This window comes from Lysinibacillus sp. FSL H8-0500, from assembly GCF_038051955.1.
Taxonomy (GTDB): Bacteria; Bacillota; Bacilli; order Bacillales_A; family Planococcaceae; genus Lysinibacillus; species Lysinibacillus macroides.
Genome location: NZ_CP150292.1, coordinates 4,361,517 through 4,386,282 on the forward strand (window position 1 = coordinate 4,361,517; position 24,766 = coordinate 4,386,282).

A 24,766-nucleotide genomic window follows, 5' to 3' on the forward strand; every position below is an offset into this window, starting at 1 on the left:
ATTTGACATTACAATGTATAATTACTATACAGTTGTTTCAAGAAAGTGACAAGTAAAATTCAAATTACCAAATTGTTTCGACAATTTATGAAATGCTATTGAAATTACAGGGCTGTTTGCGTTAAAATGTCTTTTATACAAAAACAGCTGTTCTTTCTATAAGAACAAAAGGAGATCATACTATTATGTGGAAAGGCCTTATTGAAGAATATAAACAATTTTTACCTGTAACAGACAATACACCTGCATTAACGTTAAATGAAGGCAATACGCCTCTTATACATTTAGTGAATTTATCTAAAAAATTAGGTATTGAGCTTTATGGAAAAATTGAAGGTGCAAATCCAACTGGTTCATTTAAAGACCGAGGTATGGTATTTGCTGTAGCAAAGGCAATTGAAGATGGTAGTAAATGCGTTATTTGCGCTTCTACAGGAAACACTTCTGCGGCTGCGGCTGCCTATGCAACACGAGCTGGTATCCAGTCCATCGTTGTAATCCCTAAAGGAAAAGTCGCTCTTGGTAAGCTTGCACAAGCAACAATGTATGGTGCAAAAATCATTGAAATCGATGGTAACTTTGACGACGCTTTAAATATCGTTCGCCAAGTAAGTGAAACAACGCCTGTTGCACTTGTTAACTCAGTCAATCCATATCGTATTGAAGGTCAAAAAACAGCATCATTTGAAATCGTCGATGCTTTAGGCTCAGCTCCTGATTATCTGTGCATCCCTGTTGGTAATGCAGGAAATATTACAGCATACTGGAAGGGCTTTAAAGAATATCATGCTGCAAAAGATAGCGGTCTACCAAAAATGTATGGCTTTGAAGCTGAAGGTGCTGCTGCAATTGTGAAGGGAGAGCCAATTGCAAACCCTGAAACAGTGGCAACAGCTATTCGAATTGGTAATCCTGCTAGCTGGAAACTTGCAGAGGCTGCTCGTGATGAGTCTGGTGGTATTATTGATTCCGTCACAGATGAAGAAATTTTAGCTGCCTATAAACTAATTGCAAATACAGAGGGCATTTTCGTTGAGCCAGGTTCAGCTGCTTCATTAGCAGGTGTCATTAAATCAGTGGAAAATAGCAAAATTCCAAAAGGCTCTAAAGTAGTAACTGTTTTCACAGGCAACGGGCTAAAAGATCCTGATACAGCGATGGACACATCTACTGTAGAGGTTGTAGCCCTAAAAAATGATGAACAAGAAATTCGCACGTATATTGAAGGTGTACTATGAGTAAAATGTGGCAAATCTCAGTTCCTGGAAGCACAGCCAATTTAGGGCCTGGCTTCGATTCAATAGGACTTGGCTTGTCTCTTTACTTAAAGCTTACAGTTTCTTTGCAAGATACATGGGAGATTATTCACCTTGATGACAACGGTCCTAAAGAGTTTGAACTTGAAGAGCATTTACTATACGTGATTGCTAAAAAAATTGCAGATCAATATGGCAAACAGCTACCTGCCTGTCGTGTTGAGATGGCGAGTGAGCTTCCATTAGCACGTGGCCTTGGAAGTAGTGCAGCCGCTATCGTTGCAGGTATTGAACTGGCAAACCAAGTATGTGAACTTGGCTTAACCGTTCAAGATAAGCTTAATCTATCTTCACAAATTGAAGGTCATCCTGACAACGCAACAGCCTCTGTCTTAGGCGGTTTAACGATTTCTTCGATGGATGAAAACGGCATTGTCGATACATTTCATATAAATGATATCCAGGCATCCTTTGTTGTATATGTGCCAGATATTGAGCTTAAAACAAGCGAGGCACGCTCTGTATTACCAGAGAAATTCGACCGAGCTTATGCTGTGAGCGCTTCAGCAAATGCAAATATGCTAGCAGCTGCTTTAATGGCACGTGATTTTGAACGTGCTGGGCGTTATATGGAAGCCGATTTATTTCATGAGCCATTTCGTGCCAAGCTAATTCCTGCCTATACAGAAATTCGCACGACTGCAAAGAAAATTGGTGCTTATGGAACAGCACTAAGTGGAGCAGGCCCAACATTAATCTCCATTATTCCTACTGCCATTGCTGATGAATTCGTACAAACAATGAAAACTAAATTCCCAACGCATCAAATTATCCTAACAAAAGCAGATGAACATGGGGTACAAATAAATGAAACAGTAAAACGCCTGCTATCATAGTAGGCGTTTTTTCTTGAATGCTTCTCCATATACATCTATTATTGTAACGCTGCACGATTGGAATAGACGCTTTACTTAAAGGAGGAACGACCTTGAAACCAATTATTTTCTGTGATTTCGATGGCACGATAACAGAAACGGATAATATTTTTTCCTTGATGACTCAATTTGTGCCAGAGGAGTCCAAAAAAATTGCAGAGGCTATGATAACACAAACAATCTCATTTAAAGATGGTCTCTCGGCAATGTTTCAGCTACTCGCTACACAACAAAAAGATGACATCGTTCAATATCTTATGGATACAGCAAAAATTCGTGAAGGCTTTGGTGACTTTGTTCGCTATGCGCAAGACAATAATATTCCATTCTATATTGTTAGTAGCGGGGTTGGTTTTTTTATTGAACCTTTAGTAGAGAAGTATGGATCATTTACGGGTATTTACTGCAATCAAGCTGATTTTTCTGGTAAACAGATTCAGCTTATTTATCCAAATAGCTGTGATCAGGAATGTAGTCATTTCAGTACACAAGGTTGTGACTGCTGCAAGTCTAGTGTTATACGCACAGTTGCTGCAGATGATCATTTCAAAATTGTGATTGGCGATTCTCTATCAGATTTTGAGGCAGCCAAACAAGCAGATATTGTTCTTGCTAGAGATCACCTTATTCATCGCTGTGAGGAGCTTCAAATTCCCTATAAGCCCTTTACCACTTTTTATGATTGCTTACAGGCTATAGAGGAAATTATAGAGCCACACAAGATGATGGCTACATCCTAACAAATAGGAAAAGGGAACCGACTTCTACGTAGTTGGTTCCCTTCTTCATTATGCAAGTAATACTAGACTAATGGCCATAACCGCCATTCCTCCTACCAAACCATACATTGATAAATGTGTTTCATCATATCTCTGTGCTGCTGGTAATAACTCATCTAAGGAAATAAAGACCATTATACCCGCAACACCTGCAAAAACAATTCCGAACATGACATCTGTTAAAAATGGCATAAGAATTAAAAATGCTACTAATGCACCGACAGGCTCTGCTAGTCCTGATAAAAATGATAGCTTAAAGGCTTTTCGTCTATTACCTGTGGCAAAGAAAATCGGCACAGATACAGCGATTCCCTCTGGAATATTATGAATAGCTACTGCAATGGCAATTGCTATACCTACATTTGGATCATTGAGCGCTGACATAAATGTTGCGATACCCTCTGGAAAATTATGAATGGCAATCGCAAGAGCTGTAAAAATCCCCATCTTCATTAGGTGATCTTCATCGACCTGTGGCTTAATAGCATTTACTTCTTCAACAAGCTTTACCTCATGCGGATTAGTAGCCTTTGGAATAAATTTATCAATGAGCGCAATAAATAGCATACCGCCAAAGAATCCAAGAATGGTCATCCAATAACCATTAGTTGTACCTAATGCATTGGTTAAAGCATCTTTTGCTTTTACAAAAATTTCAACAAGTGATACATAAATCATAACACCTGCTGAAAAACCCAGTGCTAATGATAAAAATTTTGTATTTGTTCTTGAGGTGAAAAAGGCTATTAAACTGCCTACCCCTGTTGCCAGCCCAGCAAAAAGAGTTAACCCTAATGCCAATAAAACGTTTCCTTCCATTGCCTTCTTCCTTTACTCTTTTTCTTATTGTACTCATCTTAACGTAAAAGTTTCCTGTACACAATTCTTTTTTACAAGGCAAATATCATTCTTTACAATATAAAAAGCAGTATCGATTCATATGAATACAAATACTGCTTAGTCTTATTGATGATTTGATTGAAATAATTTCTTGCGACGTTCATACCAAATAACACAAATGATAAACCAAGTATAGCCAATACTCCAGCCAGCGAGGACATCTGACGCAAAATGTCTAGCACCTGCAACTCGTGCTAATCCAATAAGCACTGTTAATAGAATTGCTCCAAGCCACAGTAAGACTTTACGACCTTTACTATTATGCTCAGCTAAAATATAGGCTGTTGTGAATAAATATAAAATACCCGTCATAGCATGTCCCGATGGAAAACTAAAGGATGTTAGCTGATCTTCAATTTCAGGTCGTGGTCGTTGAACCCATTTTTTTAATAACTGATTTAAAACATTCCCCGCTGCAAATGTGAAAACAACCAATAACATGGCACGATAATTTTTTACCCGCCAAGCTAAATACGCCATTAAAACTATTGCTACAGTGACCACAAATTGAGGCTCCCCTATATAATGAAAAACATCAATTAAACGATTACCAAAAAGTACATCTGCTATAATGGTATCTAATTTATTCACGAAATTGCTTTCATAAGTAGCCCGTAATGCAATAAATACAATAAACGTTAGAATTGCTAATGGATATGCCCATTTTTTCATCTATATTCTTCACCCCAAAACATTCATGATATGTTGTTCACATCATAACATAATTCGGATTATTCGAGATGATGAATAGATGTAACTTTTAGAAAAATATGCGTCCTTATATTCGCAAAAATAATTGATACTTCTTCAGTCTATGCAAATAAGTAGATGCGGCCAATGCTAAAGGAGGAAAACTTTTTATTACTAGGTTATATAACCTTTTTATATTAGTGCTTAACATCCACTACTGTATTAACACAGGATCAAATAGCCAATCTTTTGGTCCAAAATTTGCATCCTTTTCGCCTCTGACATCACGGGAAATATTATGTTTAAGAATAGCTTCTCTAAACCTCTTACTGAATAATGTTTTTCTATACAAATATTTTCCATCATGGCTCCATTCAGCCGCATAAAAAACATCGCCTTGTACGCTGCTTAAATCCTTACGATGATAAATATCTGGACCGTTAATGACACCATTTAAACCACAGCTACATGGAGGTTGCTCAGTAGCAAAATATAGTTTAATTCTATCACTACTACATGATGGTAAAATCTGTGTTGGAATAATTTGATAGGCAAGTTGCTTACCTTCCTCAGGCCCTTGGTGGATCACCTCTAATAACTCATAGCCCTCGAGGTTTTCCTGTTTCATTAGCGATACCAATTTTTGAGAGGCAACCCAGTAACCACTTACATGTACTAAATGACGATCCTTTATTTGCGATGTATCGATCACAATTGGTGATAGTTGTTCTTTGGCCATAAGTCCACAAGATTTACAATGTGTACTTAAAGAAAATAATGTACCCTTATCCTCGACAAACATTTCTGGTGAATTACCTGTCGAATTTAAAGTAAATAATGGAGCCTGCTTATATTCTTGTTCTGAAAACTCAAAGTAAAAACGTTCTCCTATTGAAACAATACCTAATTCACGCTCTAAAGATTCATATAAAGCGGTTACGTGTTCATATGTTATTTCTTCATTTAATGTAAAAGTGGGATTAAATTTTGTTTTTAAATTTCTTTTTTTAATTTCAGGCGCACCAACTGCAATACCATGACGATTATAAACATTAATAACTTGATCTTGGCTAGATTCGTCTATAGAAAATAAATTTTCGAGTTCTACTTTCACACTACACGCCTACCTTTATAAAGTTTTATGGTGAAGTATATTTTTACTAGCTAGTATATTGTACAATCTTTAATTCCTACTTTATGCATAGATAGCCAGGCTGCTTATTTTAAAGCAATTTTTTTATAGCAAATCTACTTAATCACCCTTAAATTAAGCGTACCAGTAGTTATACCACCATTTCAACTTCGGGTTTACGCCAATTTTTTGGCGGTCTTTGCATATATTTCTGGCGTGATTTGGCGGACATATAAAAAACACCGCCACTTTTTGGCGGTGTCATAATTTATTTATAGGCAATTTCTCGTAAAAAATAGGTAATATTTACTGAATTCAATTTATGAGTTTATCAATTCCCAAAAAGATCCCTATTAATTGAAAATTATACCAATAGTATAACATAGTAATAGCTTACAGTAAATTCATTTTTTCAGCAAGATTTACAGCCTCTGTACGTGAATCTACATTAAGCAAAGAAAAAAGTTGTGTTAAATAACGTTCAGTTGTTCGCTGCGGAATATTTAGTTCGATGGCAATTGCTTTATTTGTATGACCTTCTGCAATGAGCCGTAATATTTTCTTTTCCTTTTCATTAAGATGAATATCAAATTTGGCATTTTGCAATTGAAATTTATCATCCAGAAAATCCAAAAAATTTTTGGGTAGAACAATTTCACCATTGGCAATGGCTCTTACTGTTCGTATAATTTGCTCTTTAGAAGCTGTTTTAGCTAAAATGCCTTCTATTTTTCTTTCTAAAATAAGATGATAATAATCGGTAATATCATCTCCCGTATAAAGGATAACAGAAGCATTTGATTGGATTGCTTTAATATGACGAGCTAGGTTTATACCATTTTCTAATGGCATATTAATATCAATTAAATAGATATCATATGGCTTATTTTTTATTCTTTCGATAACATTTGTTGCGTCGCTTTCTGTATCGATAATAATATCTTCATTTTCTTGAAATAAATTTTTCGTTCCCTCTAACACAATTGGGTGATCATCCACTATGAGCATCGTAATCAAGTGCTTCACTCCCTTCTTTTACCATGATTTGAATAGACATTCCTTGATTTATATGTGAATCAATGCAAAATTGTCCGTTAAATGCTTTTACGCGCTCCTGCATACCTCGAATCCCCATCGACTCTACCACAACAATGTCTTCCATATTACACCCTACACCATTATCCTCATAAATAATTTCAAAGCCATCTGTCTTCTCTTTAAGATGGATCTCAACTGTTGTTGCATGGGAATGCTTTAATGCATTATTTAACAATTCTTGAAACAATCGATAAATCATTAAATTCATACGTTCATCCTCTAAATAAAGACGATCAGTTGTGTAGATTAAGACAAAATCCGCCCGTTCCGACACATTTTTTATTAACTTTTCTAATGCCGCATTTAAGCCTAATGTATCCAATAATGGGGGCTTTAAGTTTTCGCAATATGCTCTTAGCTCATGGAGGGAGGCAACCATTTGCTGATGAATTTTTGCTAGCTTGCCCTGAATATCCTCTGTGTCCTTGGCGTTTATTAACACATCTACCTCTCGTGCAATATGTAATTGCTCCTGTAAATTAGTGTCATGTAGCTCTTGTGCCAATTGATATTTTTCCTCTTCAAATCTTAACCATAATAGCTTATTTAGCCAAGGTAGCTGGTTATTATCAGCCTGCTTCATATGCTTTAGTTCTCCTAGTAACTCTTCTACCATTTTTGTATTTTCAATAAAATTATTCACATACAACAGAAGCAATTCAAGCCATATTAGCTTGTCATCCTTGAGATAAATGGGCGTATTATGCCCTAATACTAAGACTCTTTTATAATGGGTATCCTGATGGAGAAATGCTACATAAACTTTATCGATCTTTCGTATTTCTCCTAACCGGATTTCTTCCATCACTTCAGGCAGTATGGTAATGTTTTTTCCAACTTTCGTTATAAATTCATGGGTATCATAGCTATATGTTAAGACAGAAGCCTCATCTAGCTCAAGATGCACAGAAACTTCATCGGCAAACTTCTCTAACAGTTCATCAATTTTAATGGTTTTTCCTATTTTATCAACAGCCGTATATAGTTGATGGATATAATCGCCCTTTGTTGAAAATAAAATTTTCCGTTTTCGGTAATCAACCTTTTCTTTTATATAAAAAAGCACGACTAATGATAAAAATGTAAAAAGGGCAATTCCTGACATAGCAGAAATTTCCAAATATTTTCCTGCAATTAAGTACAACCCACTTGCAAACCACAATGTAAAGATCATTGAAAAGATTGTATAATAGCGCAATCTCGTAATATGGTACTCAATATCAAATAATCGCTCAGCTAATTGCGTAAATATAAAGCTAAAAGGGATCATCCATAAAAACAATGCACTAATCTCGGTTGAAAGAATGTATGTATTAAATAGAATTTTAGGGAGTGCATATAAAAAAAGAAATGGTAGAAACGGTATCAATATACTATTCAATAAAATTTTCAACTGGGGTGAGTGATATTTGAAATAGCTTAGCAGTAAAATGCTAAGAATCATCACAAGGAGAATAAAGAAAAGTGCTAATACAACGTAAGAAAGAATATTGTTTGAAGCAGGATAAATAGCACCCATACACCCTAGTATAAAAGCAATCAGGGGCAATATATAAAAAATTTTTATATGACTAGTAAACACCCAATTTATTTTCACAAACGAATAATAATTTCTTAAAAAGTGTAATAGTATTACTAAACATAATAGCATACTGCTACGATTAATAATAATCCCGATTTCATCCAATTTGCCAGAAGCTCCACTACTTACATAGGCTAAGGAAACTGTTAACATAAAAAGAATCAGCAACTTCGTTAATGTTGTATTCTGTTGTTTAAAATATAAATATATAGCCACGAATAATGTTAAAACAAAATAACATGCTGGGATCATTAATATATAAATAAATTGCTGAGGGATATCTAACTGTTTAATATGTATAGTGATGAGAGCTCCATCTGGCTTCATAATTGTTAATTCATTCGCAGATACTATTCTTGATTTATACTTTAGCTGATTGAGATCATCAAATGGGTCACCATCTACTGCTATAATTACATCACCAATAGCTATATTTTGCCTCGCTGCCCAGTCTTGATAATAGAGTTGAGTTACGAGCCATCGATCATCCTCTTGTTCTACCTCTATTTCAATATAAGGCGCGCTATAATTTACGTAATTAAGATAAAGACCTATCACTAAATAGAAAATTATAGCGGGCCAAAACCACTTACTATGCAAAGTTTTTAAATCCAAATTGGGCTTGCTGCTCTACAGATGAAATTCTAATTAATGAGGTTTTCTTTTGTTCCTTTAATAAAGTGACTAGGCTCGGATTTTGTTCTAAATACTGAATGACATTCATCACACTTATTTTTCCTCATTTCATTAGTTTTTGTAGATAATCTTTACCCAACTCATTTATAGCTATTTGTTCAAGTTCTTTCAATGCTTTAAACTTATGGATATTTTTAATGGTAATTGCGTAACGTATAGCTCCGCCGCTTGTTAACTCATTTTCTATTGAATTATTATCCAAAACTGTAACTATATTATCATTATAATAGTTCACAACTGATTTTGAAATATCATTTTTTTGCGATAAAAGATAAATAATAGGTAGTGAATATCTTTTATTTAGTAGATCATTTTTAGGTCCCCAACTTTTTAAACTTTGAATATCATTTTTGATTTGTTGGATAATGCCTATGTATTTCCCATATTCCTGTACTTCTCTCGATACCTCTCCTTTTGCAAGCGCTTCCCCAATCAAGCAGCTCATTGCTGTTAAAGAGCCTGACTTCTGCGTAATCATTTGTAGATAGGAATCTTCATCGCGACAATTATTGAGTAAATCTAATTGCTGGCCATTTATACTTTTCAATGCATATTCCTCAAGCAGTCTAATAGCAGATATTTTATGTTCGAAGGAAGTATCCGCTATGGTTTTTGATGCCATCACTAGCATTGCTAATGCAACATTTAGCGAGAGCTCAGGTATTTTACACCAACTATAATCTGAATCCTTATCTTGCAGATCATCAATAATGTCAAAGGATAATATTAGCAGTTCAATTGCTGCAGCAACCTTATAAATATCCTCATGTACATTCTCTACAAATGCCTCATAATGCAAAAAACATAGCTTGCCAAAGGAAAATCCTACAGCTGTTTTTTCTTCTTTAAAGCTTTGTAACAACGTTTTTAACTCCTGACCAAGTAACGGCTCATTTTCAATAAGAAAGTCTAATGATTCATTAATACGTTTATCTAATTCCTTCAATAGTCCCCTCTCCTCTCTACCTTTATTAACAAATATTATATAGATTAATGGGAAAAAATACTATACCTTCCACTACACAATACAATTACTCCCATTATTTCCTTCATAAAGATAGAGACCGCCAAAAAATGGCGTTATTCTTGCAAAGCACGCCAAATTTTTAGCAATTATTAGCAAATATTTGGCGGTGTAGCACTAAACACCGCCATTAAAGTGGCGTGAATTCACCATTGAAATGGCGTTCTTACTAATGTTACGCTTATATAAAAGCATTGGAGAAATGAAAGTCTTTTGTACTAGGAGTGATTAATGATGAAAAATGCACTAAATGAAAATGTTTTTATACTTACTGCTACTTTTTCCTGTAGCATCGTTGTTACAGCGGAGGAAATTTCGATTAAAAAGCCTACAGCCGAACAGCTACAGATTGAGAAAATCATTATTCAATCTGAGTTAACAGCCTATCGAGAAACACTAGCGACCTATAAAAACATCTCAACCTTTTCAAATTTTATTAGTGATACTCCTGGATTTGAAGAGACATTTCAACAAAAGAGAGATTATTATATTGCGCAATATGGTATTCACAGAATCTCAAATGAAAATTTCTCCAATATGTCCATGGTAAACCCAAACACCTTTGGCTTGGTTATCGATTCACCAACGATCTATTTAACACCACATTATACGATTATTAATGCAAGAGGGTTGGAAGTAGAGAAAGACTCTAGCAGCAACACCGAGAACAGGAACGAGACACACTATACAAGTATTTCTGGGTTATCAATTAATGAAAGTACTATTTCCTTTAATATGGACACAACCTGTCATAGATGGCGAAAAGCATCAATGGAACATTAACTAAAAAACGAATAAAGTAGAACCGACTTAATCCACTTAGATTTTCGCCAGATAAGGTGGCACTCAAAGGAAAACTAAGTGGTTTTTACATATCTTTCTTAGCTCTATTATTTTTTAAGTTAATCCTCCTAACAGAAAAAAGATGCCTCAAATAACTTGAGACACCTTTTTAGCATTAGCCTTTTAGATAATAGACTTCTTGTCCGCTTTCAATTACATACTCAGGCTTTGGCTTGCCTGCATTTGCCTTATGACCAGCAATGTGCTCGGGACTTTTCTCCCAATTTTTCCATGCTTCTTCTGATTCCCAACGAACCATCACAAGCACTTCTTCATCACCACGTCGCACCTTTTTGACAAGCACTTGCTTATCAATGAAGCCAGGCTGTTGTTCAAGCAATGATGGTCCATCTGCCTTAGCACCAAATCGCTCTACAACCTTGTCCGAATTGCCTTCTGCTACAACAATACGTTTAATTTGTACAAACATATTAGTTAAACGCCTTTAACACATCGTCAGCTTTTAACGATTCTGATTGTAAACCACCGCCAGAAAGATACCAAACTTCTGGGTCTAGGTAGAATACTTTACCATTTTTAATTGCATTTGTTGCACTTACGATTTCATTTTCGATTGCAGCTTTTGTACCAGATTCACCATTTTCGCTTACTACTGCGTCACGGTCAACTACGAATAAAATATCTGGATTTTTCTCACGTACAAACTCAAAGCTTGCATTATCACCATGTGAGTCAATTTTAAAGCCATCAGCTTCAGCTACAGCTTTTACACCAAATACATCATGAACAACACCAAAACGTGAACCAGGGCCAAATACAGATAATGAACCTTCATTTCCTAATACGATTAATGCTTTTTCTTCTGATGCAGTTGCTTTACCTTTTACTTCCTCTACTTTTGCTTCATAGTCAGCAAGTGCATCTGCTGCTTCTTGCTCTTTACCGAAAATTTTACCTGCTAATTCTACATTCGTTTCAAATGATTCTAAGAAGTTTGTATTATCTACACCAACATATACTGTAGGTGCAATTTTAGATAATTCAGCATATGCTGCTGATGCACGACCAGAGATGAAAATAATATCTGGGTTGATTTCAGATAATTTTTCATAATCAGGCTCAAATAATGTACCAGCGTTTATATATTTGCTATCTTCAAATTTACTTAAATATTTTGGTAATGATCCTTGTACAACAGCGGTAGGTTCAACACCTAAAGCATCTAAAGTATCTAGGAAACCGTTATCAAACACAACCACTTTTTCTGGAACTTTATCAAGTGTTACTTCCTCAAAAGTAGTGCTACCATCGCGTCCTTCAATTGTGCTACCTGGAATTGTTAATGGGAAGATTGAAGACTCTTCGCTTTGCTCCTCTGCTGGCTTAGCAGCTGAATCATCACCTTTATCTTCTTCTTTTGATTCTTCCTTAGAGCTACAAGCAGCTAATACTAATAGCATCATTGCCATTAAAACCGTAAGTAATTTCCACTTTTTCATTTAAACTTTCTCCTTTTCCTTTTATATAGTTAATGGATGGTTATTCCATCTGTTACTACCTTTAAGAATTAAAATAAACACAAATTCTACAGCCATCTTGCTCTTGAACAGGAATATCCATATCATAGATTTCCTTTAAGGCATGTGAGTTAATAATGTCATTTGTAGGACCGTTTCTCACAACACGTCCATCTTTTAATGCCACAATATGATCTGAGTAGACAGAAGCAAAATTAATATCATGTAACACAATGACAACGGTTTTCCCTAACTCATCAACTAACTTGCGTAAAATTTTCATAATCTGTACAGAGTGCTTCATATCTAAGTTATTGAGCGGCTCGTCTAGTAATATATATTCAGTATCCTGCGCAATAACCATTGCAATAAAGGCACGTTGACGTTGACCACCCGATAACTCATCTAAGAAGCTGTGTTGAATCTCCCGTAAATTCATATAGTGAATAGCTTCGTCAACCTTTTCTTCATCTTCTGGTTTGAGATTTCCTTTTGAATATGGAAAACGTCCAAACGATACAAGTTCACGAATCGTTAAACGTACATTCATAAAGTTAGATTGCTTTAAAATAGATACTCGTTTCGCAAAATCATCTGATTTCCAACGACGCACATCTGCCTTATCGAGTAGCACCTCGCCAGTATCAGCATTTAATAATCGGCTTACCATCGAAAGTAGTGTCGATTTCCCTGCACCATTCGGTCCAATAAATGAGGTAATCTTTCCAGAAGCAATATCAACGCTTACATCTTGAACAACAGGTTTTTTCCCAAAAAACTTGGTAATCTCTTTGACTTGAATCATCCTGATGACCTACTTTCTTTTAATAATAAGTAGATGAAGTATACTCCACCAACAAAGTTAATAATAACGCTAAGTGTCGTATTGAAGCTGAAAACTCGCTCAACCATCCACTGTCCACCGACTAAAGCAATAATACTCATCACACAGGCACCAGCAATCAATATAGAATGCTTGTATGTTTTAAAATATTGATACGATAGATTGGCAACGATTAAACCAAAGAATGTAATTGGACCAACAAGCGCTGTGGAAACAGCAATAAGTATAGATGCTAAAATTAACATACGCTGTACTAATTTATCGTATGGTACACCTAAATTAATCGCTGTATCTCGCCCTAAAGACATCACATCTAATTGATTCATATGACGCCAACCATAGATAAACGCTAGCACAATAATAATACCTGCTGGCCAAATTAAATCAGAATTGACATTATTAAAGCTTGCAAACATTTTACTTTGTAAGCCTAAAAATTCATTAGGATCAATCAACACTTGAAGAAATGTCGTAATGCTACCTAAAAATGTACCAACAATCATACCCACAAGCAGTAAAAAATGAATTGGGCGCTTGCCTTCTTTAAACAATATTCGGTAGAAAAGCAATGCGAATACGACCATAGCCATAACTGCTACTAAGAAATTGTAGTGAACATTAATAACCAAGATAGATGTCGAGCCAAGGAAAAAATAGATTAGTGTTTGGATCATCATATACAAAGAATCAAGTCCCATAACACTTGGTGTTAAAATACGATTATGTGTAATCGTTTGGAAAACAACTGTCGAATAAGCAATCGCTATACCTGTTAAACCCATCGCCAATACTTTCATTAAGCGACGTGGAAATGCATAATGATAATTTCCGTTTAACTGATAAAATACATACAGTAAAATAAATACCATTGCTAGTCCTACTAAAATCAACATTCTTGTACGATTACGCATATGCTCTCCCCCTAAACAACATGAATAGGAAGATCGCACTTCCGATAACACCAACCGTCATACTAATTGGTATCTCATATGGGAAAATAAGCACACGCCCTAAAATATCGCAAAATAACAAGAAGGACATGCCGAGCAACGCTGTATGCGGCAATGTTTTTGCTAAATTATCGCCTCTAAACAGTGAAACAATATTTGGAATGATTAAACCAAGGAAAGGTATCACGCCAACTGTTAGCACTACTGTTGTTGAGATCAATGCTACTAGCACTAACCCTAAATTCAGGACAAATTTATAGGATAACCCAAGATTTTTTGCAAAATCCTCTCCCATTCCAGCGACTGTAAAGCGATTTGCATAAATGTAAGCTAAAATAAGCACTGGTACACTTATGTATAACAGTTCATAACGACCTTTCATGATTAATGAGAAATCTCCTTGTAACCATGCAGAAATGTTTTGGATAATATTCGCCTTATACGCAAAAAAAGTTGTAACAGACGATAAAATATTACCGTACATTAAGCCGATAAGTGGTATAAAGATCGCATCTTTAAACTTAATTCGATTTAATATTTGCATAAATAATAGTGTGCCGGCTAAAGCAAATATGAAAGCGAAGGAAATTTTTTGAAAATACGTGACATTTGTAAAAAACATCATCGAAATCAAAACACCTAATCTAGTGGCATCTAAAGTACCTGCTGTTGTTGGCGATACGAATTTATTCCTACTTAAGCTTTGCATAATTAAACCAGCAATACTCATACCCGCACCTGCCAGCAAAATTGCCACAAGTCTAGGTACACGACTAATTAAGAATAGTCTCGTTTCTTCTGAGTGGAAGTCTAATAGATCGCTCGGCTTAATATCGGCTACACCAATAAATAGCGATACAATAGACAACACAATCGTTGCTGTTAAAAGATATCTTATTTTCATTATGTAATCCCCGGTAGATTTCATTTTTGTGTGCAATGTACTTTCAGTGAAAATGATTATCATTACTCACGATTCTCATTATAAGCATGTTTTCATTCTCAGTCAACCAACAAATGAGAATTATTCTCGCTTTATTTGAGAGTTTCTTAAAAAGACGTATTATCGACAAAATCTTCGTAATTTCGTTAGCCTTTCGAAGTTAATTAATTTATCATTTAAAAAAGATAGTTGAGAACAAACGAATTTTCTCAACTATCTTTTACTAATCATATAATTCTTTTTATTCCTCTTAACCATGCTGCAACAATAAAGATAATTAACACTAGCCCTACATAACCCATCACGGCATAAAGTCTTGAAACAAGTGTCGTAAAACCTACTAGACTTGCTAGAAAGCCTAGACCTCCTAGAAAAATTGCAGCTCGTTTAAAATTTGATCTACTAGGTTCAATAAATCTCACTATAAATGAATAGAGCATGCCCACCGCAGTATTATAAATCATGCCTAAAAGAGAGAGTGTCATCAACAGTCCAACGATTGGATGAATTTCATTTGCTAACGCTAGCATTGGAATATCTAAGCCAATGACAATATTCATTTTCGCAAGCAATGATAAATGAATAAGCAAAATTAACGCACCTAACAAAATGCCACCTATAACACCACCTATTCCAGCCACCTTTTCATTGCGTACTGCCCCACACATCACCGTGAGAAGTGAAAAGCTCACTCCTATATTAAAGGCCATATATAATAAAGCAGTAAGCCACCAACTATTCGTGCTAATTTGAGTCTGCTGTGCAATAACTGCCTGCTCCACAAAAGTAAGGTCCATCGTAGCAATTGCATAGATGGCAATAATAGAGACAATCGTTAGCAAATAGGGCGTGGCAAGTGCGATTATATTAATAATACTTTTTACATTCAGCATAACCGTAGCTACAGTCAGCACAACCATGCAAATACTCCCTAGCCAAACGGGTAGCCCAAACATTTGCTGAAGGGTTGCCCCTGCTCCAGCAAACATAATGACCGCAACCCCAAATAAGAAAATTGATAATAGAAGGTCTAATAAAAAGCCCATAAAATTCCCGGAAATTTGATAAATCAAATCCTTATGGGATGTTGTGCGTAACCTTGAGCTAACCTGAGCAATGCACATACCAACAAGTGAAAAGCCAAAAGCCGCTAATAATGCACCGTAGACCCCTTTAAGACCAAAGCTTGTAAAATACAGAATAATCTCCTGCCCAGAGGCAAATCCTGCACCAACGATAATTCCTACATAGGCACCACCGATTTGCAAGCTTTTTTTCAAGCAGTTCTCTCCTCGTTTTTATATGATTGATGATCGATAAACCTCTGTACTAATCGTTAGTTTATCAATAACAGCTCGATTAGGTGCATAACCAATACCCGCTGATTGGGGCACATCAATATAACCGTTTATTGCCTTTACTTCTGGCACAATAATATCCTCATACCAATAATGACTAGAGCCCGCAGTATCTCCAGGCAAAACAAAATTACTAAGCGATGTTAGGGCAATATTATGTGCTCGTCCGATGCCTGCTTCTAGCATACCGCCACACCATACAGGGATATGGTTGTTCTGACATAAATCATGAATCCGTTTTGCCTCTGTTAAGCCGCCTACTCGTCCAATCTTAATATTGATTACACCACAGCTGCCAAGCTCAATGGCCTTCCTAGCATCCTCCACAGACGTAATGCTTTCATCGAGACAAATAGGCGTTTGTAACTGCTTTTGCAATGTGGCATGGTCAACAATATCATCAGTCGCTAGCGGCTGTTCAATCATTAATAAATTATAGGCATCAAGCTGCTGCAATATATTTATATCGTTCAATGTATAGGCTGAATTAGCATCAACCATTAGAGGAAGATGTGGTAGTTCAGTACGTATAGCTCGTACCACCTCAACATCATAATCAGGTTTAATTTTTACCTTCACCCGTTTATAGCCATTATGCATATGTTCCTTTATTTGCTCGATTAATTTAGCCGTAGATGATTGGATACCTACACTTACTCCAACCTCAATGCGTTGCTTGTTTCCGCCTAAAGCCTGTGCAAGAGATTGCTTTGTTTGTTGGGCATAAATATCCCATACAGCACCTTCAATTGAAGCTTTTGCCATGCAATTGCGGCGAATAGAGGCAAATAATGCAGATACCTCATCAGGATGCTTGATCTCTTTATGTAACAAGATGGGTATCAAAAAGTCCTTCAACATATGCCATGTTGTCTGTACGGTTTCCTCTGTATACCAAGGTGCTACAAAAGCAACTGTTTCTCCCCATCCTGTTATACCTGATTCATCCATTGCCTCTATTAATAACAGCTCTTTTTCAGCAACTGTACCGAAGCTCGTTGCAAATGGTGCTTTCATCGGCATTTTTAAGTGCCTCAATGTTATTTCTGTTAATTTCACAGTGGTCACTCCCTACTCTTTATTATAAAGCTAATAAGGAGCGTCTAACTAATAGATAGCTGTGGACATATTCAGGATGCTTTTTCATGCGTACAATTGCATAATTTTGGTTGAATAATGTTGTTAGAATTGTTCGTACCTTATAACGCCAATCCTCTGCAAGCTTTGGGCTCTCGACTTTCATTTTTTGTAAATATTGAGGTATTGGCAATAAATAGGCATCTCTATAAAAGGATTGTTTTAGCTGAAACGTATTATCCACATCAAGCACAGGCAAGCCATCAACCGTTAATGTCCACGGTACAATTTCCTGCGCAAGTTCCTCTAGTTCATCCAAGCTATCTGTCCCTCGTTCACGCTCAATCCACCATTCAATGACTAGTCTATCGGACGGGAGTCCTTCATTAAAATCATCCTGTAGCGCGCCATAATAATCTATATTATAGTGATAACTAATTGTATTGAGCTTGAAAAATGCTAGATTGGCTAAATGCGCTTCTAATGGATCAATTAACCAACGAATTAGTTGAAAACCATGCTCTTTTGCATATTCTTGTTGTGCGTGCTTCAATAACTCACCTACACCTTGTTCACGATATGCTTTCTCTACACCAATCATGTGTGAATGTAAGTACATTTCTCCATCTTGGTAGCCAACAAAGCAATAGTTAAAGCCAATAAGCTGTTCTTCTAAATAAACACCCAGTACTAAACCGCCATTTTGTACAGCAGCCAATAATTGATGGGAGGGTATAGCTTGGGTTCCCCATATCTCAGCATTTAACTTTTGTACTTCTGCAATCTCTATAGGTGTCATGATTTTATGAATACGCACTTTTTCTAACATTATGCCGACGCCTCCTTCGTATGTGCTCCTGATTCTAATGCTAGCAGCACTGCTTTGGTAAGAATTTCAACACCTGTAACAAGTCTAGCCTGTTTAAATCTCATTTTTGGATGATGTAGCCCTGGTGTTAAGCCACAGCCTAAGCCTAACATGGTCGTTTTCACACGAGGTCTCTTCACTGCATAGTGATGAAAATCCTCTCCTCCCGGTGTGTGTACAGGCTTTCTTAAATTTGATAATCCTGCTGCCTGTATAATTGCCTGCTCCATAATATATTGTGCACTTGCATCAACCTCAGCCGCCACGATATTTGCTACGGTGCGTAAATCGATTTGCACCTTATGCAAAATCTTAGCAGAATCAATAACACGCTTTACTCCTTGTGCTAAATCGTCCATTACATTATTTTGCTGTGCACGTATATCAATTGTAAACGAGGCATTGCCAGGAATTATATTGCCTGATTCTCCCCCAGCTTGGAATTTTGTCATTTTAATAGAGACAGGAACCATTGGGTCTGTGTGAATTGTTCGTAGGTCTTCAATAATGGTTGCACCGACTTCAATTGCATTGACACCAAGATGTGGTCTTGCAGCATGAGCATCCTCTCCAATAATTTCTCCTTCAAGTAAACGAGAAGCTCCATGATATAAGGCAGCACAGTATGTACCATCCTCCAGTTCATGAACAGGTCTTACATGAACACCAAATAAAAAGTCCAAATCATCAATCACGCCTTCTTCTAAAACAGCTAATGCCCCTGTTCCCTTTTCTTCAGCAGGCTGGAAAATAACACGGATTGTTCCATTAAATGATGATTTTTGCTCCTTTAAAAGTAATAGCGTACCAATGGCCATTGTCATATGCCCATCATGTCCACAGGAATGGTTTGCCCGAAAAGTACCATCAACCTCTTGCCATAATGCATCGATATCTGTTCGTAACCCCACTCTTGGAGTCCCATGTCCGACATCAACATAAAGCCCTGTAGAATTTTTAAAACGTTGAGGTGAAAACCCTTCTTGTGTTAATAAATCAAATATATAATTGGTTGTTTCTATCTCATGCCAGCTAATTTCTGGATAGGCATGTAAATGTGCAAAAATCTCCATTAACCTTGGCCTTAAACGATTCAACTCTTCTTTCATGACATTCATCCCCCCTAAATTTTCATATTATTAAGATTATTATAACGAAAATAATAATGTTCTACATAAAAACTTATACCCTTATTCAACAAAATAACTACTTAAAATATAATATTCATGCCGAAATTTAATCGTTAGGGGGGTTCATAACAACATAAAAAAGATGTAAGTCCAGTCTTCAAGAAGACTATACTTACATCATATTGTTAGTTAATGCCTCGCATCGCTTTTGAAATAATCGGTGAAATGATTAATAAAATGATGCCAATCACGATGGATAGTGATCCTAAAAAACCAAAATAAGTGAATTCACTTACTACTTCATAAATCCTTACAAGCTGTGCATTAATAGCTTGTGCTGCTGCACTTGTTAAAAACCATAATGACATTGTTTGTGCTGCAAAGGCTTGTGGCGCCAATTTTGTCGTAGCAGATAAACCGACTGGTGATAATAATAACTCACCAACAACTACCAAGAAGAATGACAGTACTAGCCACCATGGGCTTACTAATGTTTCTCCACCAGATAAGTGTGCCGGAATCATCATAACTAAGAATGATAAACCTGCAAAGAATAGCGAATAGGAAAACTTACGTGGCGTTGTTGGTTGCTTATCTCCCCATTTTAACCATAGCATCGCAAATAAAGGTGCCAATGTGATGATAAACAATGGATTTAGCGATTGGAACCACGAAGATTGAAGTTGGAAATTGCCAATGCTTAATTGTGTGCGTTCATCTGCATAGGTTGCTAAAATTGTTGCCCCTTGCTCTTGAATAGCCCAGAACATAACCGCTGCTAAAAACAATGGAATATAGGCAAGCAGGCGTGATTTTTCATCTTTTGTTGTTTTTTTACTACGATACATATAGATAAAGAACACAGTGGGAATTAACACACCTAAAGTCGTAATGATTAAACTAAATACATTCATGGTTAATGTACCTGTTTTAATACCTACAACGCCTAAAATAATGATAAGAAGCGCTATAATTCCAAATTGTGTAAATATTTTTTTGCGTTCTCCAGGCTTCAAAGGGTTATTCACTTGCAACCCTGCTAAGCCTAAATATTTTTTCTCAGTCATTTTATAAATAATTAAACCAATTAGCATCCCAAGTGCTGCTAAACCAAAACCAAGATGGAAGCTGTACTTTTGTCCAATTGTTCCGACAATAAATGGTGCAATAAATGCGCCCATATTAATACCCATATAGAAAATTGAAAAACCTGCATCACGACGACTGTCTGTTTCCGCATAAATGTCCCCAACAATACTTGAAACATTTGGTTTTAATAAACCAGTCCCCATAACGATAAATGCCATTGAGGCAAAGAGCATCGTCACACCACCTGGCAGTGCTAACAGTAGGTGACCAATCATAATTAATACGCCACCATAAAAAATAGTTCTACGTGTTCCTAAAACTCGGTCAGCAATCCAACCACCTATAATACCAGACATATAAACGAGTGAACCGTAAATGGCCATAATCGAATTCGCTGTTCCTCGCTCTAAGCCTAATCCACCTTCATTGAGTTCATAATACATAAAGAAAATGAGAATGGCGCGCATCCCATAATAGGAAAAACGTTCCCAAAATTCTGTGAAAAATAAAGTAAAGAGCCCTTTAGGGTGTCCAACAAAGCCCTTTTGAGGGACGGATTTTACCACTTCATCTTTACTAGACATACAATACCCTCTCCTGATTTTTAATATAATTATTTCAAAAAAATATATTCACCCTATTTTAAGGATGAAAAACTTTGTTTCATCATACTAAAGTCTTTTTTAAACTTTAGCAAGAGTTTTAAAAAATGTTGAAAATTTATCATTTTTCTATAAATTCTGATTGATTTTTTTAAAAAATATTTAATCCTTTGATATATCTAAGTTTTCTCACTCTTTAATAAAGAAAAAATAACTGGCAATCATTAAATTATTCTAAAATATAAAAAAATCAGATTTATAACTATTTATATTATTGCCGCTATAATACAGGCTCATTAGCTTCTAATCTTTCTTTAAAAACAAATGCGCTCATATGTTTAAGTTATCCACAAGCCTAAATTTTATTCTCTATACACAAGTAAATACCGAGACATTTTGTTATTTCCTTCACAAAATAAAGAAGGCTAACTAGAAAGAGTTCTCTTTCTAATTAGCCTAAACTTCCATTAAAATTGGATATCTCTATGATGGTGACAAAGGAGCTATCTCAACATGTCTTTTTAGACAGCTTCTTTGGTTAGTTCACAACATAATGTTGATATTTTGTGTAGTCTGCTTGCTTTAGTTCAAGTGAAAGCCATGTACCATTCTCTTCATATGCTGTTTGATGCACAGAGGCATGCTCATTCAAATAGGAAACAACATTGCCTTGGTCATAGGGTATTAACATCTCACATGTGACATAATCAGAGAAAATATGCTGACGGATTAGCTGTAAGAGCTCCTCTAAACCTACCCCTTGCTTGGCGGAAATCCAGATATTATCACCGCTGACTACAGGATACGGCATATTCGCTATATCGGCCTTATTGTAGACATAAACAGTGGGAATGGCTTCAACACCAACTGCTTTTAATGTTTCATTTGTTACATCCATCATAAAGCCATGCTCAGCATTTGAAACATCGACAACATGAAGTAAAAGGTCTGCATCTCGCGCCTCTTCTAATGTAGAGCGGAATGCCTTTACTAAATGATGTGGTAGTTTACTGACGAAGCCGACTGTATCTGTTAATAGAAAAGTCTTTTTATCAGGTAGCTCTATTTGACGTACAGAGGTTTCCAATGTAGCAAAGAGCATATCCTTCTCAAAGACTTGTTTATGCTCTTCTTGTCCAATTTGTGTAAGTAACTGGTTCATGATTGTTGATTTACCAGCATTTGTATAACCTACAATTGAGACAATGGGCAATGCATTTTTACGGCGCTGTTTACGTTGGGTGTCACGTTGCTCTTGGACATGCTCAAGATCTTTCTTTATCTTTGCAATCTGATCCTCAATTTTTCGTCGGTCCAGCTCAAGCTTCGTTTCACCAGCACCACGGTTTTTAAAGCCGCCCCCAGTTCCTCCTCCTTGACGGCTTAGAGACGCATGCAAGCCCACTAAACGTGGCAGCATATATTGTAGCTGTGCTAATTCCACCTGCATCTGTGCCTCACGCGTTTTTGCGCGTCGTCCAAAAATATCTAAAATTAGCATCGTACGATCAATCACTTTTGCCGCTAAATCGCGCTCTAAATTACGAATTTGCGAAGGAGATAGCTCATCATTAAAAATGACAAGATTTGCTTGCGCCTCTTCATAGAAATTTTTAATCTCCTCTATTTTACCTGTGCCCACATAATGAGATGGCGTAACGCGCTCTAAATTTTGTGTCACAACACCTACTACTTCCACATGCAAAGCTTCTGCTAAGTTTTGCAGCTCCTCCATTGAATACTCGAAATGCTCATCATTTCGTATATTAACGCCCACTAATATGGCTTTTTCCATCAACACATCGACTTCTTTCATTCTATCCATTCGCAACCTCCCACAAAAGCCTTGCTGTCTCTACAACAAATTTCCTTTATCTTACCATACAATATATTACTCGTATTCATGAACAATTATTATTTTCCAAAAAATGCGCCTCTTCAGTAAGGCGCATTGACGTTGTTTATGTTCTTTCTTGTTTTAATAATTGCTCTGAGCGATTAAATTCCTCTTCAATTTCTGGATTTGGTTTGTATGTTATGACACTGACCACAACTGCAACAATTAAACAAACAAAGAAGCCTGGTACAATCTCATAAAGCGCATCGGATAAAGCATCAACCTTACCCCAAATAAATGCCGTGATAGCACCTGTAATCATGCCGCCAATAGCTCCATAATTCGTTAACTTGCGCCAATATAAGGACAGCAGGATAATCGGACCAAATGCAGCACCAAAGCCTGCCCATGCAAAGCCAACTAAATCTAAAATTGAATTATCTGGATTCCATGCTAAGATAATGGAGATAATGGCTACGACAAGTACAGCCATACGACCAGCAAAGACATAATGTTTATCGTCTGCTGTTTTATTAAATAAAGCCTTATAAATATCCTCAACAAGCGCTGAGGACGTTACAATTAATTGTGAGGAAATGGTACTCATTACAGCGGCTAAAATCGCTGCCAGCATAATACCTGCTATAAATGGATGGAAAAAAATTTGCCCCATTACAATAAATACTGTTTCAGCATCCTTTAATTCACCGGCATTTTGCTCATAGTACGCAACACCTACCAATGCCGTACTAATCGCACCAAACAGACTTAATATCATCCAGCCAATCCCGATACGTCGAGCCTGCTTTGTTTCCTTTACAGAGCTAATCGCCATAAAGCGCACAATAATATGTGGCTGGCCAAAATAGCCTAAACCCCAAGCAACAGATGAAATAATACCAGCTGCTGTTGCTGTAGCAGGTAATAAATTCAAATGATCAGGGTTAACTGCTTTAATAGAGGTGATTGTATCTCCTAGTCCACCTGTTACAAACACGCCGAATATTGGTACACTGATAAGGGCTAAAAACATAATAAGTCCTTGCAAGAAATCTGTATAACTTACTGCTAAAAACCCACCAAACAATGTATAAGCAACTACTACACCTGAAACAATTAGTAAACCTGCATGATAATCATAACCAAAGGAGCTATCGAAAAACTTGCCCCCTGCAACCATCCCTGATGATACATAAAATGTGAAAAACACTAAAATAATAATTCCCGAAGCAATTCGAATCAGTTTTGTATGATCACGTAAGCGACTATCTAAATAACTGGGAATTGTAATCGAATCATTTGTAACCTGTGTATACACTCGCAGCCTTGGTGCTACCAATAGCCAGTTTAAATAAGCACCGATTGTTAAACCAATAGCAATCCATGCCTCTACAAGCCCTGATAAAAAGATCGCACCCGGTAAGCCCATTAAGAGCCAGCCTGACATATCCGCTGCTCCTGCACTTAACGCTGTTACCGCTGGCCCTAAGGAACGCCCGCCAAGCATATAGTCTGTTAAATTGGATGTTTTCGCAAAAGCATACCAACCAATCGCCAGCATAGCGACCATATAAATAATAATGGCTAATAATTGATACATATTGTCTGACATATGTTTCCCTCCTTGATGTAAGTTTAGTATCACCCATTTTTAC

At 36.4% G+C, this 24,766-nt stretch carries 23 protein-coding genes; 4 read left to right on the forward strand and 19 right to left on the reverse strand.

Going from position 1 to position 24,766, the window contains the following annotated elements:
* Nucleotides 1-185: 185 nt before the first annotated feature.
* From thrC to MHB44_RS20965, 3 genes are all read left to right on the forward strand, one after another.
* Complete coding sequence (gene thrC, locus MHB44_RS20955; RefSeq protein WP_341300721.1) at nt 186-1,238, forward strand: threonine synthase; 1,053 nt, start codon at nt 186-188, stop codon at nt 1,236-1,238.
* Complete coding sequence (gene thrB, locus MHB44_RS20960; protein WP_341300722.1) at nt 1,235-2,152, forward strand: homoserine kinase; 918 nt, start codon at nt 1,235-1,237, stop codon at nt 2,150-2,152. Before thrC ends, thrB begins: the two co-directional genes overlap by 4 nt.
* A gap of 92 nt (nt 2,153-2,244) precedes the next feature.
* Nucleotides 2,245-2,931, forward strand: coding sequence for an MtnX-like HAD-IB family phosphatase (locus tag MHB44_RS20965; protein WP_341300723.1), 687 nt, complete (start codon nt 2,245-2,247; stop codon nt 2,929-2,931).
* 48 nt (nt 2,932-2,979) lie between these two features.
* On the opposite strand, the gene zupT is transcribed toward MHB44_RS20965, so the two are convergent.
* The 7 genes from zupT to MHB44_RS21000 form a co-directional block, all read right to left on the reverse strand.
* Entirely contained in the window at nt 2,980-3,789 is an 810-nt protein-coding gene (gene zupT / locus MHB44_RS20970; RefSeq protein WP_341300724.1) for a zinc transporter ZupT, read from the reverse strand.
* Nucleotides 3,790-3,933: 144 nt separating this feature from the next.
* On the reverse strand, nt 3,934-4,542 hold the full coding sequence (locus MHB44_RS20975; protein WP_341300725.1) for a phosphatase PAP2 family protein: 609 nt from the start codon (nt 4,540-4,542) through the stop codon (nt 3,934-3,936).
* 232 nt (nt 4,543-4,774) lie between these two features.
* Nucleotides 4,775-5,674 (reverse strand): hypothetical protein, encoded by a 900-nt coding sequence (locus MHB44_RS20980; RefSeq protein WP_341300726.1) that lies wholly within the window; start codon nt 5,672-5,674, stop codon nt 4,775-4,777.
* 411 nt (nt 5,675-6,085) lie between these two features.
* Nucleotides 6,086-6,700: a response regulator transcription factor gene (locus tag MHB44_RS20985; RefSeq protein WP_341303020.1), complete on the reverse strand. Its 615-nt coding sequence runs from the start codon at nt 6,698-6,700 to the stop codon at nt 6,086-6,088.
* Nucleotides 6,684-8,972 carry an ATP-binding protein gene (locus tag MHB44_RS20990; protein ID WP_341300727.1) on the reverse strand — a complete coding sequence of 763 codons (2,289 nt, stop codon included), beginning with the start codon at nt 8,970-8,972 and terminating at the stop codon, nt 6,684-6,686. Before MHB44_RS20990 ends, MHB44_RS20985 begins: the two co-directional genes overlap by 17 nt.
* On the reverse strand, nt 8,965-9,099 hold the full coding sequence (locus MHB44_RS20995) for a hypothetical protein (RefSeq protein ID WP_341300728.1): 135 nt from the start codon (nt 9,097-9,099) through the stop codon (nt 8,965-8,967). The genes MHB44_RS20990 and MHB44_RS20995 overlap by 8 nt, the downstream gene beginning before the upstream one ends.
* Before the next feature lie 12 nt (nt 9,100-9,111).
* Nucleotides 9,112-10,014, reverse strand: a complete 903-nt coding sequence (locus MHB44_RS21000; protein ID WP_341300729.1) for a polyprenyl synthetase family protein — start codon at nt 10,012-10,014, stop codon at nt 9,112-9,114.
* A gap of 309 nt (nt 10,015-10,323) precedes the next feature.
* Between MHB44_RS21000 and MHB44_RS21005 the strand changes: the two genes are divergently transcribed.
* A complete protein-coding gene (locus MHB44_RS21005; RefSeq protein ID WP_341300730.1) occupies nt 10,324-10,875 on the forward strand; it encodes a hypothetical protein in 552 nt (183 codons plus the stop codon).
* A 175-nt stretch (nt 10,876-11,050) separates the two neighbouring features.
* Here the strand turns inward: MHB44_RS21005 and MHB44_RS21010 are convergent, their stop codons facing one another.
* The 12 genes from MHB44_RS21010 to putP all read right to left on the reverse strand — a co-directional run bounded on the left by MHB44_RS21010 (nt 11,051) and on the right by putP (nt 24,723).
* Nucleotides 11,051-11,365, reverse strand: coding sequence for an antibiotic biosynthesis monooxygenase (locus MHB44_RS21010; protein ID WP_341300731.1), 315 nt, complete (start codon nt 11,363-11,365; stop codon nt 11,051-11,053).
* Between the two features lies 1 nt (nt 11,366).
* Complete coding sequence (locus tag MHB44_RS21015; RefSeq protein WP_341300732.1) at nt 11,367-12,395, reverse strand: siderophore ABC transporter substrate-binding protein; 1,029 nt, start codon at nt 12,393-12,395, stop codon at nt 11,367-11,369.
* A gap of 61 nt (nt 12,396-12,456) precedes the next feature.
* Complete coding sequence (locus tag MHB44_RS21020; protein ID WP_341300733.1) at nt 12,457-13,218, reverse strand: ABC transporter ATP-binding protein; 762 nt, start codon at nt 13,216-13,218, stop codon at nt 12,457-12,459.
* A complete protein-coding gene (locus tag MHB44_RS21025; protein WP_341300734.1) occupies nt 13,215-14,168 on the reverse strand; it encodes an iron chelate uptake ABC transporter family permease subunit in 954 nt (317 codons plus the stop codon). The genes MHB44_RS21020 and MHB44_RS21025 overlap by 4 nt, the downstream gene beginning before the upstream one ends.
* The gene (locus tag MHB44_RS21030; protein ID WP_341300735.1) at nt 14,161-15,111 is read right to left on the reverse strand and encodes an ABC transporter permease; all 951 of its coding nucleotides are present in this window, start codon (nt 15,109-15,111) and stop codon (nt 14,161-14,163) included. Before MHB44_RS21030 ends, MHB44_RS21025 begins: the two co-directional genes overlap by 8 nt.
* A gap of 266 nt (nt 15,112-15,377) precedes the next feature.
* Nucleotides 15,378-16,430: a hypothetical protein gene (locus MHB44_RS21035; RefSeq protein ID WP_341300736.1), complete on the reverse strand. Its 1,053-nt coding sequence runs from the start codon at nt 16,428-16,430 to the stop codon at nt 15,378-15,380.
* Nucleotides 16,431-16,448: 18 nt separating this feature from the next.
* Entirely contained in the window at nt 16,449-17,567 is a 1,119-nt protein-coding gene (gene menC / locus MHB44_RS21040; protein ID WP_341300737.1) for an o-succinylbenzoate synthase, read from the reverse strand.
* A 22-nt stretch (nt 17,568-17,589) separates the two neighbouring features.
* On the reverse strand, nt 17,590-18,414 hold the full coding sequence (locus MHB44_RS21045; RefSeq protein ID WP_341300738.1) for a GNAT family N-acetyltransferase: 825 nt from the start codon (nt 18,412-18,414) through the stop codon (nt 17,590-17,592).
* The gene (locus MHB44_RS21050; RefSeq protein WP_341300739.1) at nt 18,414-19,562 is read right to left on the reverse strand and encodes a M20 peptidase aminoacylase family protein; all 1,149 of its coding nucleotides are present in this window, start codon (nt 19,560-19,562) and stop codon (nt 18,414-18,416) included. Before MHB44_RS21050 ends, MHB44_RS21045 begins: the two co-directional genes overlap by 1 nt.
* A 206-nt stretch (nt 19,563-19,768) precedes the next feature.
* Nucleotides 19,769-21,256: a peptide MFS transporter gene (locus tag MHB44_RS21055; protein ID WP_341300740.1), complete on the reverse strand. Its 1,488-nt coding sequence runs from the start codon at nt 21,254-21,256 to the stop codon at nt 19,769-19,771.
* A gap of 556 nt (nt 21,257-21,812) precedes the next feature.
* Nucleotides 21,813-23,099, reverse strand: a complete 1,287-nt coding sequence (gene hflX, locus MHB44_RS21060; RefSeq protein WP_341300741.1) for a GTPase HflX — start codon at nt 23,097-23,099, stop codon at nt 21,813-21,815.
* A 136-nt stretch (nt 23,100-23,235) separates the two neighbouring features.
* Complete coding sequence (putP, locus tag MHB44_RS21065) at nt 23,236-24,723, reverse strand: sodium/proline symporter PutP (RefSeq protein WP_341300742.1); 1,488 nt, start codon at nt 24,721-24,723, stop codon at nt 23,236-23,238.
* Between the last annotated feature and the right edge of the window lie 43 nt (nt 24,724-24,766).

Bases quoted from the DNA above. Each gene is read 5' to 3' on its own strand.
- MHB44_RS21025 (WP_341300734.1), bottom strand. From the start codon at position 14,168: ATGCGTAATCGTACAAGAATGTTGATTTTAGTAGGACTAGCAATGGTA.
- MHB44_RS21045 (WP_341300738.1), bottom strand. From the start codon at position 18,414: ATGTTAGAAAAAGTGCGTATTCATAAAATCATGACACCTATAGAGATT.
- MHB44_RS21015 (WP_341300732.1), bottom strand. From the start codon at position 12,395: ATGAAAAAGTGGAAATTACTTACGGTTTTAATGGCAATGATGCTATTA.
- MHB44_RS21005 (WP_341300730.1), top strand. From the start codon at position 10,324: ATGATGAAAAATGCACTAAATGAAAATGTTTTTATACTTACTGCTACT.
- MHB44_RS20975 (WP_341300725.1), bottom strand. From the start codon at position 4,542: ATGAAAAAATGGGCATATCCATTAGCAATTCTAACGTTTATTGTATTT.
- MHB44_RS21010 (WP_341300731.1), bottom strand. From the start codon at position 11,365: ATGTTTGTACAAATTAAACGTATTGTTGTAGCAGAAGGCAATTCGGAC.
- zupT (WP_341300724.1), bottom strand. From the start codon at position 3,789: ATGGAAGGAAACGTTTTATTGGCATTAGGGTTAACTCTTTTTGCTGGG.
- MHB44_RS21020 (WP_341300733.1), bottom strand. From the start codon at position 13,218: ATGATTCAAGTCAAAGAGATTACCAAGTTTTTTGGGAAAAAACCTGTT.
- MHB44_RS20985 (WP_341303020.1), bottom strand. From the start codon at position 6,700: ATGCTCATAGTGGATGATCACCCAATTGTGTTAGAGGGAACGAAAAAT.
- MHB44_RS21050 (WP_341300739.1), bottom strand. From the start codon at position 19,562: ATGAAAGAAGAGTTGAATCGTTTAAGGCCAAGGTTAATGGAGATTTTT.
- MHB44_RS21055 (WP_341300740.1), bottom strand. From the start codon at position 21,256: ATGTCTAGTAAAGATGAAGTGGTAAAATCCGTCCCTCAAAAGGGCTTT.
- thrB (WP_341300722.1), top strand. From the start codon at position 1,235: ATGAGTAAAATGTGGCAAATCTCAGTTCCTGGAAGCACAGCCAATTTA.
- putP (WP_341300742.1), bottom strand. From the start codon at position 24,723: ATGTCAGACAATATGTATCAATTATTAGCCATTATTATTTATATGGTC.
- hflX (WP_341300741.1), bottom strand. From the start codon at position 23,099: ATGGATAGAATGAAAGAAGTCGATGTGTTGATGGAAAAAGCCATATTA.
- MHB44_RS21030 (WP_341300735.1), bottom strand. From the start codon at position 15,111: ATGAAAATAAGATATCTTTTAACAGCAACGATTGTGTTGTCTATTGTA.
- thrC (WP_341300721.1), top strand. From the start codon at position 186: ATGTGGAAAGGCCTTATTGAAGAATATAAACAATTTTTACCTGTAACA.